Source organism: Streptomyces sp. TSRI0107 (assembly GCF_001905845.1).
Lineage (GTDB): Bacteria > Actinomycetota > Actinomycetes > Streptomycetales > Streptomycetaceae > Streptomyces.
On sequence record NZ_LIVZ01000008.1, the window covers coordinates 314,940 to 328,503 of the forward strand.

The following is a 13,564-nucleotide window of genomic DNA, read 5'->3' on the forward strand; positions in this document are numbered from 1 at the left end:
TCACTGCTTGTCCGCCGGATCGACGGACCCCTCGGGGCACAGTCCCCGACCATCCCGCCAGGAACCTCCTGAGCACGGCACGCGGCGGGGTGGTGTTCGATGAGTGCCGTTCAGGCCTGGCTGGGCGTGCTGGCCGTGTTCGTGCTGACCGCGGGCACCGGCTACTTCGTCGCCCAGGAGTTCGCCTACGTCTCCGCCGACCGGCTCGCCCTCGCGAGGGACGCCGAGGCCGGGGACCGCAGGGCCGCCCGCGCCCTGAAGGTGCTGGAGCGCCTGTCCTTCGTGCTCTCCGGCGCCCAGCTCGGCATCACCGTCACCGGACTGGTCGTCGGCTTCATCGCCGAGCCGTCCGTCTCCGCGCTGCTGCGCCCCGTGCTGACCGGCGTCGGCATCCCCGACGGCGCCGTCACCGGCATCTCCGTCGTGCTCGCGTTCGTGCTGGCCACGGCCGTGCAGATGGTGCTGGGCGAGCTGGCCCCGAAGAACCTCGCCATCGCCGTGCCGGAACGCCTCGCGAAGACGCTGGCCGCCTCGACGCTCGGCTACCTGAAGGTCGTCGGACCGGTGGTGCGGATCTTCGACGGGGCGGCGGACCGGCTGCTGCGCAAGGCGGGCATCGAACCCGTCGAGGAGCTCCACCACGGCGCCACCCTGGAGGAGCTGGGCCACCTCATCGGCGAGTCGCACGAGCAGGGCCACCTGCCGCGCGGCACCGCCGACCTGCTCGACCACGCCCTGGAGTTCTCCGAGCGGACCCTCGACGAGGTGATGGTGCCGCGCGCCGACGCCGTCTTCGTCCGCAAGGACGCCACCGCCGCCGAGGCCGTCGGCCTCATCGGCAGGTACGGCCACTCCAACTACCCCGTCCTCGGCGACCACCCCGACGACGTCGCGGGCGTCCTCGGCGTCCGCGAGCTGATGGCGCTGCCCGCCGGCCGGCTCGCCGGGAGCACGGCGGGCGCTCTCGCCCGGCGGCCGCTGCTGCTGCCGGACACCCTGCCGCTGCCGGACGCCGTGGAGCGGATGCGTGAGCGGGACGACGAGTTCGCCGTCGTCCTCGACGAGCACGGCGGCGTCGCCGGCCTCGTCACCTACGAGGACATCGCCGAGGAGCTGGTCGGCGACATCGCCGACGAGTCCGACACCGTCACCCGGGTCGCCGTCGCCGACGGCGCCGGCTGGCTGGTGGACGCCGGACGCCGCCTGGACGAGGTGGCCGAGGCGACCGGCGTCGCACTGCCCGAGGAGGACGACTACGACACCGTGGCCGGCCTGGTCGTCGACCGGCTGGGCCGCTTCCCGGCCATCGGCGACCGGGTCACCGTGGCACTGCCCGACGGCGGCGACGCGGTGATCGACGTACGCACCCTCGACCGGCACGTCCCGGAGCGGGTCCGGATCGAACGGCTCGCCCCGGCCACGGAGGAACAGGCATGAGTTTCCCGACGGCGCTCTTCGTCACCGTCCTGCTGCTGATCGGCAGCGGCTTCTTCGTGGCGGCCGAGTTCGCGCTGGTCGCCGCCAAACGGCACCGCATGGAGAAGGCGGCGGCCGAGGGGCGGCACGGCGCCGGGGCGGCGCTCGCCGGCATGCGCGAGCTGTCGCTGATGCTGGCCGGCGCCCAGCTCGGCATCACCGTGTGCACCCTGGGCCTCGGCTCGGTGTCCAAGCCCGCGATCTCCCACGAACTCGACCCGCTGCTGCACCGGCTCGGCCTGCCGAGCGCGGTCAGCTACGGCGTCGCGTTCGCCGTGGCCATGATCGTCGTGGTGTTCCTGCACATGGTGGTCGGCGAGATGGCCCCCAAGTCGTGGGCGATCGCCCACCCGGAACGCTCGGCGATGCTGCTGTCCCCGCCGTTCCGGGCCGTGGTGAAGGCCGTACGGCCGCTGATCCGGGCGCTGAACGCGCTCAGCAACGGACTGCTCCGGCTGTGCCGGGTCAGCCCGCGCGACGAGCTGGCCTCCGTGCACAACCGGGAACAGCTCACCCACCTGGTCACCGAGTCCGAACGGCTCGGCCTGATCAGCGCCACCGACTCGGAGCTGCTGACCCGCTCGCTGACCGAGCCGGAGACCCCGGTACGGGACCTGCTGGTGCCGGCCGCCGCGATCACCTCCGTCGACGGGGCCGCCGACGCCGACGAGATCCTGCGGCTGGCCGCCGCCGGCGACCGCACCCGGCTCCTCGTCCGCGAGGACGGCGCCGTGCTCGGCTCGGTGCACGCCCGCGACGCCCTCGTGGCCCGCGCCCGGGGCCGCAGCACCAGCGCCCGCTCGCTGGCCCGCCCGGTGCCCGAGCTGACCGAGGACGCCACGGTCGCCGACGCGATCGACCTGCTCCGCAGGCGCCGCGCCTCCCTCGCCGTGGTCCGCGACCCCGCGGGCCGGCTCACCGGCCTGGTGACCCTGGACGACCTGCTGAGCCGCTTCCTGCGCCCGCGCACGGTCTAGATCGTCTCCAGCCCCCGCGCCCGCCCTTGATCATCGGGTGTTCCCGCTGGTCGGGGCGGGGGCGGACTGGTGCCGGAGGGCCTTCGTGACCTTTAATTGCCATCGATATGCAACAACGACGAGATGGCAGTAGGGGTGTGAGGTCCATGACGGCCCGTCGGATACGAGGTGCCGCCGTCACGGCGGCGTTGACCGTCGGGGTCGCCGCGTGCTCGGCGCCCGGCGACCCGGCGGGCGACGGCAAGGCCGCCGAGTCCGTCGTGATCGGCGTCGCCACCGAACCGGAGACGCTCAGCCCGCTGCTGGGCTACGGCAAGGACGGCAACTCCAAGATCTTCGACGGGCTGCTCGCCCGGGACGCCGACCTGAAACTCAAGCCGGCCCTGGCCACCGCCCTCCCGAAGATCGCCGACGACGGCCGCACCTACACCTTCACCCTGCGCGACGGCGTGAAGTTCAGCGACGGCGAGCCGCTGACCGCCGCCGACGTCGTCTACACCTACGAGACCGTCCTCGACGCGAAGACCAACAACACCGCCAAGAGCGAACTGGACGCCGTCGACAGCGTCCGGGCGAGCGGCGACGACAAGGTCGTCTTCACCCTGAAGTACCCGTACGCGCCGTTCGCCGCCCGCACGGTCCTGCCCATCGTCCCCGAGCACATCGCCGGGAAGCAGGACCCGAACACCGGGTCCTTCAACACCGAGCCGGTCGGCACGGGACCGTACGTCCTCACCCGGTGGAGCAAGGGCGAGAAGCTCACCTTCAAGGCCAACCCGCACTACTGGGGCCCCGCGCCGGAGGTGAAGTCGTTCACCATGGCGATCGTCGCCGACGACGACGTGCGCGCCACCCGCCTGCGCTCCGGCGACCTCGACGGCGCCGTCCTGCCGCCGAACCTCGCCGCCACCTTCGAGGGCGAGGACGGCAAGCGCACCTACGAGGCGCGGTCCTACGACTTCCGCGCCGTGACCCTGCCCACCGGGAACCCCGTCACCGGCGACCGCGCGATCCGGCAGGCCCTCGACGCCGCCGTGGACCGCGAGGCCATGGTCGACAAGATCCTCGACGGCGCCGGCCGCCCGGCGTACGGGCCGCTGCCCGTCGACGACCCCGCCTTCGCCGACGGCATCGAGCGCACCCGGGACCTCGGCAAGGCGAAGAGGATCCTCGACGAGGCCGGCTGGAAGACCGGCGACGACGGCATCCGCGCCAAGGACGGCCGCCGCGCCGCGTTCACCCTGCTGTACCCGTCCGGCGACAAGGTCCGCCAGGACCACGCGCTCGCCTACGCCTCCGACGCGAAGAAGGCCGGCATCGACGTCGCCGTGGAGAGCGCCACCTGGGAGGTCATCGAGCCGCGCATGGGCGAGGACGCGGTCCTCGCGGGCTTCGGCAGCGTCGGCGACCCCGACTTCGGCCTCTACACCCTGCTGCACTCCTCCCTCGCCGGCGACGGCTTCAACAACATGGCCCGCTACCGGAACCAGGACGTCGACGACGCCCTCGACACCGCCCGCCGCACCCGGGTGCCCGCCGAACGCGAGGCCGCCTATGACAAGCTCCAGCGCGCCCTGGTGAAGGACCCCGGCTACACCTTCCTCACCCACATCGACCACCTGTACGTCCTCGCCGACCGCTGGGACGGCCTGACCACCCAGCTGGAGCCGCACGAGCACGGCTTCGCCAGCGGCCCCTGGTGGAACATCGAGGACTGGCAGCCCGAGCGATGACCACGCCCCCCTGGGGAGCGATGGCACGACTGGCCGGACGACGGGCCCTGTACGCGGGGCCCGTCCTCCTGGCCGTCACCTTCGGCGTCTTCGCGATCGCCGCCGCCTCCCCGTTCGACCCCGTCAAGGCCTACGCCGGCAGCGCCGCGCTCGGCGCCGACCAGGAGACCCTGGACCGGCTCCGCGACAACCTCGGCGTCGACGAGCCGTTCCCGGCCCGCTGGTGGGACTGGCTGACGTCCGCGCTCACCGGCGACCTCGGCCACTCCAGCGTGCTGCGCCAGCCGGTGACACAGGTCATCGGCGAACGCCTGGTGTGGTCCGCGCTGCTGTGCGCGGTCGCGTTCGCCGTCGCCGTGCTGCTCGGCACGGTCCTCGGCGTGCTCGCCGCCCGCCGCCCCGGCTCCTTCCTGGACCGGGCCGTCACCTCGCTCGCCTACGTCCTGGAGGCCGCCCCGGTCTTCTGGATCGCGCTGCTCGCCGTCTGGCTGTTCGCCCTCCAGTGGAACCTCCTCCCGGCCGGCGGCCTCACCGACGCGGCCAGCGAACACGTCACCCTCGGGCAGGTCACGAGCCACCTGGTGCTGCCCGCCGGGGTCCTCGCCGTCTCCCAGCTCCCGTGGTTCACGCTGTACGTCCGCCAAGGCGTCGGCGACGCCCTCGCGGAGGACCCGGTGCGCGGCGCCCGCGCCCGCGGCCTCGGCGAACGCACCGTGCTGCTCGGCCACGCCCTGCGCTCCGGCCTGCTGCCGGTGCTCACCCTGATCGGCTCCCGGGTGCCCGAACTCATCACCGGCGCCCTGCTGGTGGAGAGCGTCTTCAGCTGGCCGGGCATCGCGGCGGCCACCGTCCAGGCGGCCACGGCCGTCGACTTCCCGCTGCTGGCCGCCCTGACCACGCTGGCCACCGCCGCCGTCCTCGTCGGCAACCTGCTCGCCGACCTGCTCTACGGACTGTTCGACCCGAGGGTGAAGCTCAGTGACATGTGACGCCCCGGCGCCCGCCGGACCGAAGTCCCCGTCCCCGGCCGAGCCCGCGTGGCGGTCGTACGGCGGCAGGCGCCGCGCCACCCGTGCCCTGCGGGTCCGGGTGTCCGCCGTCGTGCTGGCCGTGACCGTCCTCGCGGTGCTGCTCGTGCCGCCGCTGGTCCGGCTCGACCAGCAGGCCGTCGAGCTGGCCGACAAACTCCTGCCCCCGTCCCTCGCACACCCCTTCGGCACCGACGACGTCGGCCGCGACCTGCTGCTGCGCTGCGTCCACGGGCTGCGCGTGTCGCTGCTCGTGGGTCTGGCGGCCGCCCTCACGGCCACCGTGATCGGTACCGCCGTGGGCGCCCTCGCCGGAGCGCTCGGCGGCTGGGCCGACCGGGCCGTCATGCGGGTCGTCGACACCCTCTCGTCCGTCCCGCACCTGCTGCTCGGCATCTTCGTCGTCGCCATGTTCCGGCCCGGCGTCTGGCCGGTGGTCGTCTCCGTCGCCGTCACGCACTGGCTGTCCACCGCCCGGATCGTGCGCGCCGAGGTGCTGTCCCTGCGCTCCCGCCCGTTCGTCGACGCCGCCGTCAGCGGGGGAGCGACCCGGTGGCGGGTGACCGTACGCCATCTGCTGCCCGCGGTGCTGCCGCAGGCCGCGCTCGCCGCCGTGCTGATGGTGCCGCACGCCATGTGGCACGAGTCCGCGCTGTCCTTCCTCGGACTGGGCCTGCCCACCCACACCGCGAGCCTCGGCACCCTCATCCGGGGCGCCCGCGGCTCCCTGCTCGCCGGACAGTGGTGGCCCACCCTGTTCCCCGGCCTGTTCATCATCCTGCCCACCCTCGCCATCGCCGGGCTCGCCGGCGCCTGGCGCGAACGGATCAATCCCCGCCGCCGATCGGAGCTGATGCTGTGAACGCGGACCAGGCCCCGAACGAACTCGCTGCCGCCCGGGAGGGCGGCGGTGCCGCGACCGGCCGCCCGCCCGTCCTGTCGGTGCGCGGACTGTCGGTGCGGTTCCTGATGCCCGGCGGACGCCGGGTCGCCGCCGTCAGCGGCGCCCACTTCGACGTCGCGGCCGGCGAATGCCTGGCGCTGATCGGCGAGAGCGGCTGCGGCAAGTCCGTGCTCGCCTCCGCCCTCCTCGGCCTGCTGCCCGGCAACGCCCAGACCGCCGGGCAGGCACTGCTCGGCGACCTCGACCTGCTCGCCGCCGACGAGCGGACCCTGGCCCGCACCGTGCGGGGCCGCCTCGTCGGCCTCGTCCCGCAGAGCCCGGCCGCGCACCTCACCCCGGTGCGCACCATCCGCTCCCAGCTGGAGGAAACCGTCGCCGCGCTCGCCCCGGTCCGCGGCCGGGACGCGCTGCGCGCCGCCGCGGAGCGGGCCGCCGAGCGCGCCGCGTTCCCCGCCGACCACCTCGACCGGTACCCGCACCAGCTCTCCGGCGGTCTCGCCCAGCGCGCCGCCACCGCCCTCGCCCTCGTCGGGGACGCCCCGCTGCTGCTGGCCGACGAGCCGACCACCGGCCTCGACCGCGACCTCGTCGACCGCACGGTCGACGAACTGCGGCGGCACCTCGACACCGGGGCCGGCGCCGGCCGGGCCCTGCTGATGATCACCCACGACCTGGCCGCCGCCGAACGCGTCGCCGACCGGGTCGCGGTGATGTACGCGGGCCGCATCGTCGAACTCGCCGAGGCCGCCGCCTTCTTCGGCGCACCCGGCCCCGGCCACCCCTACAGCCGCGGCCTGCTCGACGCCCTGCCCGACCGCGCCTTCACCCCCATCCCCGGCATGCCCCCCGAACTCGGCGCCCTCCCCGACGGCTGCGCCTTCGCCGCCCGCTGCGACCGGGCCGACGACCTGTGCGCCACGCTGCCGCCGCTCACCGGCACGGCCGCCTGCCACCACCCGTACGTCCCCGAGGACCTCCGTGCTTGAACTGCGCGACATCACCGCCGGATACGACCGGCAGGCCCCCGCGGTCCGCGACGTCTCCCTGACCGTCGCCCCCGGCGAGGCCGTCGGCCTGCTCGGCCCCAGCGGCTGCGGCAAGTCCACCCTCGCCCGGGTCGCCGCCCTGCTGCACCGCCCCGACGCCGGGACCGTCGTCCTCGACGGCACCCCCGTACGACGGTGGCGGCACCGGGCGCCCCGCGCCCAGCGCACCGCCTTCGGCGTCGTCTTCCAGCAGGCCCGGCTCTCCGCCGACCCCCGGCTGTCCCTCGCCGACCTGATCGCCGAGCCCCTGCGCGCCACCGGCGGGCGGGCCGAGGCACCCGAGCGGGTCGCCGGCCTCGCCGCCACGGTCGGCCTGACCGCGGACCTGCTGACCAGACGGCCGCACGAGGTCAGCGACGGCCAGCTGCAACGCGCCTGCCTGGCCCGCGCCCTGGTGCTGCGCCCGCGCTGGCTGGTGTGCGACGAGATGACCGCGATGCTCGACGCCTCCACCACCGCCGCCCTGGTCGCGGTCGTCGAGGAGTACCGCGCCGCCACCGGCGCCGGCCTGCTCGCCGTCGGCCACGACCCCGTCCTGCTGCGCCGCTGGTGCGACCGCACGGTCCACTGGGACGACCTCCGCGCGGACGCACCCGCACCCGCGAAGACCGGGGGAGCGGAGCGCACACCGGGCTGAGAACCCACCGGTCACACCCGCCACGAGCACCGGCGTTTCGGTCACCCACGGTCCGCGCGGAGGCCGTGCGGCACCGCGCCCGGCGCCGCGGCGCCCCCGGGAACACGGGCCCGCGCGTCGTCCGGAATCGAGCGCGTTCGATTCGCCCTCCGCCTCGTTGAGCCGGGCACCGCCGGACCATCCAGGTGCGGCGCCGACCCCGAGGAGGGACGCAGGTGACCGTTTCCGACACCGCGACAGACAACTCCGGCACACCGCCCCCTCCACCGCCGGCCCCGATCGACTACTCGGGGCAGTTGGGCAGGAACCCGCTGGAGGACGCCGGCTTCCGGAAGATGTGCGGGCGGCTGCCGTCCGTGCTCGGCCAGACCGCGCGCATGGCCTGGGCCGTCGACCGCTCCGCCGTCCTGCTGCTGCTCGGCTGCCAGGTCCTCACCGGCGTCGCCGCCGCCGTCGTCCTCGGCTTCACCGCGCGGGCCATGACCCACCTCCTCGGCACCGGCGTGGTGCCCGAACGCCTCCAGGCCGCCCTGCCCGACCTGGTGATCGTCGCGGCCGCCGCCGCGGCGGGCCGGGCCGGCAGCGCGCTCGCCGCCTACGCCGACGGCCGCATCACCCCGCGCCTGACCACCGAGGCCGACGTCGCGCTGGTGTCCGCCGTGTGCCGGGTCGAGAGCTCCGCGTACGGCGTCGACGGGTTCGCCGACCGGCAGGAGGCCGCCGAGGTCGGCGTCGTCCGCACCACCTACATGGTCAGGGACGCCCAGCGGTTCATGGCCTCCCTCATCCGCATGACCGCCGCGGCCGGCGTCATCGGCGCCCTGCACTGGCTGATGCTGCCGCTGCTGCTGCTCGCCGTGCTGCCCGCCGGCCTCGGCGCGGTGCTGTCCGCCCGCGTCGACTACGCCACCCACTACCTCAACGTCGGCGACCGCAACGTCCGCGGCATGATGCGCTGGTGGGCCACCAACCCGCGGCACGGCGACGAGGTCCGCGCCAACGGGATGACCGGCTACCTCGTCCACTGGTACCGCGCGCTGTCCGAACGCATCGACCGGCGCACCCTGACCGCCGCCCCGCGCATGCTCCGCATCGTCCTCGCCACCTCCGCGCTCGGCGGGGTCTTCCTGCTCGTCACCTGGGCCGCGCTCGCCTGGCTCGCCGCGACCGGCCGGGTCGCCCTGCCCGTCGCCGCCACCGCCGTCGTCGCCGTGCAGACCACCCTTGCCGCGCTCGGCCAGCTCGTCCAGCACGGGGCGGCGATGTTCCACACCTCCCTCTACCTCGCCGACATGCGCTCCTTCCTCGACATGGCAGCCGAACTGGCCCCCAAGCGAGGTGAGTCGACCATCCCCGAACGGGTGGACGAGATCCGGCTCGACGAGGTCGTCCTGCGCTACCCCGGCAAGGAGGAGCCCGCCGTCGACGGCATCTCCCTCACCCTGCGCCGCGGCGAGATCGTCGCCGTCGTCGGCGAGAACGGCTCCGGCAAGTCCACCCTCACCAAACTCCTCACCGGCATCCTCCTGCCCGACAAGGGCCGCGTCCTGTGGGACGGCGTCGACCTGGCGCGGGTGCGGCCGGACGCCGTGTGGCGGCGCACCGCGCTCGTCCCGCAGAACTTCGCCTGCTGGCCGCTGCGGGCCCGCGAGAACGTCACCCTCGGCCAGCCCCGCACCTACGACGACGGGCCCGTCTGGGACGCCGTCGACGCGGTCGGCATGCGCGACGCCGTCGAACGGCTGCCCCGGCAGCTCGACACCCTGCTCGCCCGTGAACTCTTCGGCGGCGTCGAGCTGTCCGGCGGCCAGTGGCAGCGCCTGGTGTGCGCCCGCGCCCTGTACCGCCGCACCCCCCTGCTCATCCTCGACGAGCCCACCTCGCAGATGGACCCGCGCGGCGAGCACCGGATCTTCCTCGAGATCAAGCGCATCGCCGCGCAGCGGATGACCGTCGTCGTCACCCACCAGCTGGAGAACACCCGCCTCGCCGACCGGATCGTCGTGCTGCGCGACGGCCGCGTCGTCGAGCACGGACACTACGACGACCTGGTCCACGCGGGCGGCCTCTTCGCCGAACTCGTCGCCCTCGCCAAGGACCGGTGACGCGCACCCGCCACCGGTCCCCGTGAGATGCGGACGCGTCCCCGCGGGAGCACCATGAGAAGGGGAGCCACGCCCGGTCGGGCCCCGACGGGCGGTGAAAGGTCTCAGGTCTCCCGTGGGGACGACATGTTCCAGCTCATCCGCACCATCAGCGGCATGGACCTGGCGGCCCGCCAGGCGCCCGTGTTCGCCGTCTCGTTCGTGATCGCCGCCCTGTTCTACAAGTTCGGGAACTTCGCGCTGGAGGCGGTGGCGTTCCTCGCCACCTGGTTCGTTCTCGACGCGCTCGTCGAAGGCGTCCGCTCGGCGCTGCGGCACTTCTGGAAGGTCCGCCCGCAACACGGCGGGTAGGGCGCCGGAACGGCCTGTGGTGACCGGGGAGTTCCCGCGTGGCGTGGCCGACGCGCAGGGGGCGCGGGCCGTGGTGCACGACCGGCGGGGCACACTCGTCGCGCTCGATCCGAGGACCGGGCGGGTGGCCTGGCGCGCCGGGCGAGGGCTGCGGCCCTGCGCCCTCGTGGCCGGGACGGTCGTCGCCGTGCGGATCGACGCGCCCGGCGAGCCGGGCGAACCGCTCGTGGTCGTGCTGCTCGACGCCGACGACGGCGTCCAGCGGTGGGCGTCCGAGCCGCTCGCCCTGCCGCCGTGGGCGCGCCCTGCCCTGCACGACACCGACGCGTTCACCCTGGACGCCGAGCCCGGGCACGACCAGGTCGTCCTGCGCTGGACCGCGCGCTCCGGCTACCGGGGCGGCGCCGCACCCGGCCCGGACCGGGTCGCCGCCGCCACGCACGAGGCACGCGGAGCCGTACGCGTCGACCTGCGCGGCCCCCCGTCGGTGACCCCGCTGCCCGAACCGCCCCCGGCCCCGGAGACGGGGGAGGGGCCGCCGAGCGCCGTCCGGGTCGGCGACCTCACCGTCGAGCTGGCCGTACGCCCCGACCCGAGCGGCGTCGCCGTGGTGCTGCGGGGCACCAGACCGCCCGCCGATACGCCCGTGTGGGAGGTCGTGCTGGACGAGGCACCCCCGCCGCGCGCACCCCCGCTCCGCCCGTGACCGCCGCCGGCCCCGCAGCCGTAACCCCGCCCCCCCGAGTCACCGAGTCCCCCGAGGAGCCACCATGACCGTCTCCGACGAAGAACTCGCCCGAGCCAAGCACATCAGCGTCGAACAGGTCGTCCTGCTGCGCGAGCTCCGAGGCGCCACCAACGAGACCCTCGAAGGGCTCTCCGAGGCGTCCGTGCACTACGCGCTGCGCCGCCTGGACTACCCGGACATGCCCACCGCCCGCGGCATGTTCCGGATGGAACAGGAACGCGGCGACGACGGACGGGTGCCCGTGCACGCCCTCGGCAGCGCCCTGGAACAGCTGTGGGCCTCGCTCGCGGTCGCCCGGCCCGCCCCGGTCACCGCCGGAGTGCCGACGAGCCGCGCCGAAGCGCGGGGCAGAGCGGGCCCCTCACCCACGGCCGGCATGTCCCTGGCCGCCTGGGAGTGGCTGGGCCCCGGCAACATCGGCGGACGCACCCGCGGCATCGTCATCGACCCGGACGACCCCGAGCGCATGTGGGCGGCGAGCGCGGGCGGCGGCGTCTGGCACACCGAGGACGGCGGCGGGGAGTGGCAGCCCGTCGACGACTTCCTCGGCAACCTGGCGTGCGCCTGCATCGCCATGGACCCCGCCCGCCCCGCCACCCTCTACGTCGGCACCGGCGAGGGCTTCTCCAACGGCGACGCCCTGCGCGGCAACGGCCTGTTCGCCACCACCGACACCGTCACCTGGACGCCGCTGCCCGCCACCCGGACCCCCGACTTCGCCTTCGTCAGCAGGATCGCCGTGTCGTCGACCGGCGAGGTGCTGCTGGTCGCCACGAACAGCGGGGTCTTCCGCTGCGCCGACCCCGGACGCGCCACCTGGACGCCGGTGCTGACGGGGATTCCCGTCGCGGACGTGAAGTTCGACCCCGCCGACGACGACAGGGCCGTCGCCGGGTCGATGCGGGACGGCGAGGCGTGGTTCAGCCGGGACGGCGGCCGCACCTGGGCGGCGGCGGGCCGCGGCCCGTGGTCGGGCCGGGTGGAACTGGCCTACGCGGCCGCCGACTCGGACGTCGTGTACGCGTCCGTGGAGATGACCAGCGGCGAGATCTGGCGGTCGACGGACGGCGGCGAGACGTACGAGCCGCGCAAGACCCTCGACCCGCAGGGCCGCGCCGCCGCCTACCTCGCCAAGCAGGGCTGGTACGACAACGTGCTCTGGGCCGGGGACCCCACCGACGCCGACCTGCTGGTGGCCGGCGGTGTCGACCTGTGGCGCAGCACCGACGGCGGCGACCGGCTCGCCGAGATCAGCACCTGGTGGGACCGCGGCTCGGTCCACGCCGACCAGCACGCCGTCGTCTCCCACCCCGGCTACGACGGAGTCACCAACCGGACGGTGTTCTTCGGCAACGACGGCGGTGTGTTCAAGGCCACCGACCTGGCCCAGGTGGGCACCGAGGCGCAACCGCCGTTCGTGCACGGCTGGACCGAGCTGGTCAACAACTACGGCGCCACCCAGTTCTACGCCGGCGCGGCCGGCACCACCACCGGGAAGATCATCGGCGGGGCACAGGACAACGGCACCCTCTGCTTCGACCCCGCCCGGGGCACGGAGGACTGGCGGGAGATCTTCGGCGGCGACGGCGGCTGGTGCGCCGCCGACCCCGGCGACGAGAAGGTCTTCTACGGCGAGTACGTCTTCCTGAACATCCACCGCAACACCGACGGCGGCACCACCGACGACACCCGCGGCGACCGCTACATCAGCGGACAGTTCCTCAACCCGGTCACGGGGGAGTGGGACTGGAAGCCGGTGCCCTTCCGCATCCCGGACGCCAAGAACCAGCAGGCGCTGTTCATCGCCCCGTTCGTGCTGGACCCGAACAACCCCGAGCGGCTGCTGGCCGGCGGCCGTTCCCTGTGGGTGACGGACGACGCGAAGAAACGCAACACGACGACGTCGGGGCCGAGCTGGCGGTCGATCAAACCCAGCGCGGGCTCGCCCATCAGCGCCCTCGCGGTGGCCCCGGGCGACTCCGACGTGATCTGGGCCGGCCACACCGACGGCCTGGTCTTCCGCACCACCGAGGGCACGGCCGCCACCCCCGCCTGGGACCGCGTCGGCGTGACCGGCGCCCGCCGCCTGGAGCCGCGCCGGTACTGCACCTCCCTGACCGCCCACCCCGACGACACCGACATCGTGTACGCCGCGTTCGGCGGGTACGAGACCGGCAACCTGTGGGTGACCCGGGACGGCGGCGTCGAGTGGACCGACCTGGCGGCGACCCTGCCCGCCGTGCCGGTCCGGGCCCTCGTCCTGCATCCACGGCGGCCGCGCCTGCTCTACTGCGGCACCGAGGTCGGCCTGTTCGCCAGCGAGGACGAGGGCGCCACCTGGTCCCCGACGAACGAGGGCCCGACCAACTGCTCGGTGGACGACCTGTTCTGGATGGACGAGACCCTCGTCTGCGTCACCCACGGCCGCGGCATGTTCCGCATCGACCTGTCCGGCGTGCCCTGAGCCGACACCGCCGCTGCCGATGCCGCTGCCGCTGCCGGGCCGCCGGGGCCCAGCCGATGCCCCGTATGGACGGCACCCGCGGGCGGGGGCGGCGC

The 13,564-nt window shown here is 74.5% G+C and carries 11 protein-coding genes; all 11 read left to right on the top strand.

Annotation, left to right across the window (positions count from 1 at the left end; translation table 11 throughout):
• Positions 1-99: 99 nt before the first annotated feature.
• Positions 100-1,437 carry a hemolysin family protein gene (locus AMK31_RS23970; RefSeq protein WP_073942673.1) on the top strand — a complete coding sequence of 446 codons (1,338 nt, stop codon included), beginning with the start codon at positions 100-102 and terminating at the stop codon, positions 1,435-1,437.
• Entirely contained in the window at positions 1,434-2,453 is a 1,020-nt protein-coding gene (locus AMK31_RS23975; RefSeq protein ID WP_073942674.1) for a hemolysin family protein, read from the top strand. Before AMK31_RS23970 ends, AMK31_RS23975 begins: the two co-directional genes overlap by 4 nt.
• A gap of 146 nt (positions 2,454-2,599) precedes the next feature.
• A complete protein-coding gene (locus AMK31_RS23980) occupies positions 2,600-4,186 on the top strand; it encodes an ABC transporter substrate-binding protein (RefSeq protein ID WP_073942675.1) in 1,587 nt (528 codons plus the stop codon).
• Between the two features lie 20 nt (positions 4,187-4,206).
• Positions 4,207-5,175 carry an ABC transporter permease gene (locus AMK31_RS23985; protein ID WP_073942676.1) on the top strand — a complete coding sequence of 323 codons (969 nt, stop codon included), beginning with the start codon at positions 4,207-4,209 and terminating at the stop codon, positions 5,173-5,175.
• Positions 5,165-6,076, top strand: a complete 912-nt coding sequence (locus AMK31_RS23990) for an ABC transporter permease (RefSeq protein ID WP_073942677.1) — start codon at positions 5,165-5,167, stop codon at positions 6,074-6,076. Before AMK31_RS23985 ends, AMK31_RS23990 begins: the two co-directional genes overlap by 11 nt.
• Before the next feature lie 107 nt (positions 6,077-6,183).
• Complete coding sequence (locus tag AMK31_RS23995) at positions 6,184-7,104, top strand: ABC transporter ATP-binding protein (protein WP_073942751.1); 921 nt, start codon at positions 6,184-6,186, stop codon at positions 7,102-7,104.
• Positions 7,097-7,801 (top strand): ABC transporter ATP-binding protein, encoded by a 705-nt coding sequence (locus tag AMK31_RS24000; RefSeq protein ID WP_073942678.1) that lies wholly within the window; start codon positions 7,097-7,099, stop codon positions 7,799-7,801. The genes AMK31_RS23995 and AMK31_RS24000 overlap by 8 nt, the downstream gene beginning before the upstream one ends.
• Before the next feature lie 215 nt (positions 7,802-8,016).
• Positions 8,017-9,906, top strand: a complete 1,890-nt coding sequence (locus AMK31_RS24005) for an ATP-binding cassette domain-containing protein (protein WP_073942679.1) — start codon at positions 8,017-8,019, stop codon at positions 9,904-9,906.
• 126 nt (positions 9,907-10,032) lie between these two features.
• Positions 10,033-10,257, top strand: coding sequence for a hypothetical protein (locus tag AMK31_RS24010; RefSeq protein ID WP_073942680.1), 225 nt, complete (start codon positions 10,033-10,035; stop codon positions 10,255-10,257).
• A 43-nt stretch (positions 10,258-10,300) separates the two neighbouring features.
• Positions 10,301-10,963, top strand: a complete 663-nt coding sequence (locus AMK31_RS24015; protein ID WP_143204253.1) for a hypothetical protein — start codon at positions 10,301-10,303, stop codon at positions 10,961-10,963.
• A 64-nt stretch (positions 10,964-11,027) separates the two neighbouring features.
• Positions 11,028-13,469 carry a WD40/YVTN/BNR-like repeat-containing protein gene (locus tag AMK31_RS24020; protein WP_073942682.1) on the top strand — a complete coding sequence of 814 codons (2,442 nt, stop codon included), beginning with the start codon at positions 11,028-11,030 and terminating at the stop codon, positions 13,467-13,469.
• Positions 13,470-13,564 lie beyond the last annotated feature (95 nt).

What these genes read in the sequence shown, in the direction of transcription:
- AMK31_RS23970 (WP_073942673.1), top strand. Translation starts at nt 100, where the DNA reads ATGAGTGCCGTTCAGGCCTGGCTGGGCGTGCTGGCCGTGTTCGTGCTG.
- AMK31_RS23975 (WP_073942674.1), top strand. Translation starts at nt 1,434, where the DNA reads ATGAGTTTCCCGACGGCGCTCTTCGTCACCGTCCTGCTGCTGATCGGC.
- AMK31_RS23980 (WP_073942675.1), top strand. Translation starts at nt 2,600, where the DNA reads ATGACGGCCCGTCGGATACGAGGTGCCGCCGTCACGGCGGCGTTGACC.
- AMK31_RS23985 (WP_073942676.1), top strand. Translation starts at nt 4,207, where the DNA reads ATGGCACGACTGGCCGGACGACGGGCCCTGTACGCGGGGCCCGTCCTC.
- AMK31_RS23995 (WP_073942751.1), top strand. Translation starts at nt 6,184, where the DNA reads ATGCCCGGCGGACGCCGGGTCGCCGCCGTCAGCGGCGCCCACTTCGAC.
- AMK31_RS24010 (WP_073942680.1), top strand. Translation starts at nt 10,033, where the DNA reads ATGTTCCAGCTCATCCGCACCATCAGCGGCATGGACCTGGCGGCCCGC.
- AMK31_RS24020 (WP_073942682.1), top strand. Translation starts at nt 11,028, where the DNA reads ATGACCGTCTCCGACGAAGAACTCGCCCGAGCCAAGCACATCAGCGTC.